Source organism: Candidatus Cloacimonadaceae bacterium (genome assembly GCA_030693415.1).
Taxonomy (GTDB): domain Bacteria; phylum Cloacimonadota; class Cloacimonadia; order Cloacimonadales; family Cloacimonadaceae; genus JAUYAR01.
On record JAUYAR010000167.1, the window covers coordinates 1 to 1,013 of the forward strand.

The window sequence follows — 1,013 nt, forward strand, 5'->3', positions numbered from 1 at the left end:
AAACTTAGAAATATGCTTCTGATTATCGGCAGTATCGTGATCTTTATATTGATCTTTTTATGGATCCGAAAAAGTAATAATGCACCTTCCATGATCTTTGTGCAGGGCGACTCTTTTAAGATGGGATCGAATGATGGTGAGAGCGATGAAAAACCTGTGCATCAGGTGACGGTATCATCCTTTTACAGCGGAAAATATGAAGTGACGCAGAAAGAGTGGCGAGATGTAATGGGAACCAATCCCTCCTATTTTGAAGGCGACAATCTACCGGTGGAGCAAGTGTCATGGTATGACGCAATCGACTATTGCAACAAACGCAGCCTCAAAGAGGGTCTGAAACCTTGTTACAGCATCGGGGGCAACACAAAACCGTCAAGCTGGAGCAGCGGAACCATAGCTTGTGATTGGACTGCCAACGGCTTTAGATTACCCACCGAAGCGGAGTGGGAATATGCCGCCCGGGGAGGAAATCGGAGCAAAGGCTACAAATACAGCGGCTCAAATGACATCAATACCGTGGCATGGTATAATGGCAACTCCGGCAGCAGAACCAAAGACGTTGGGACAAAAACCGCCAATGAACTTGGCATATACGACATGACCGGCAACGTCTGGGAATGGTGTTGGGACTGGTATGATGAGGAATACTATGGCAAAAGCCCAAGCTCCGACCCCCGCGGGGCAAGCTCAGGTGATTATCGCGTGCTGCGTGGTGGTTCTTGGGCCACGGGTGACGTCGGCTGTCGGGTTGCCATCCGCTTCCTCGGTCCCGGTCTCGGGCGCAACGACGGCCTCGGCTTTCGGGTCTTCAGGGCTATCCATTAAATGGACTTTGGTTCTTTGGTCTTTGGTCTTTGGAACCCGCCGGAGGAAAAAAATTGAATGAGGTTAAGATAATCAATGATAGCTACAATTTGTTGAAGTGGTTGATTCCGATCGTAGCCAAGTATCCGCGCAATTACCGTTATAGCTTGGGGCTCAGAATCGAGAACTGTATGTATGACATCCTGGAA

At 49.0% G+C, this 1,013-nt stretch carries 1 protein-coding gene; it reads left to right on the forward strand.

Annotation, left to right across the window (positions count from 1 at the left end):
* Nucleotides 1-825 (forward strand): formylglycine-generating enzyme family protein (locus Q8M98_10880; protein MDP3115259.1); only part of this gene is annotated, 825 nt, incomplete at its 5' end.
* Nucleotides 826-1,013: the final 188 nt, after the last annotated feature.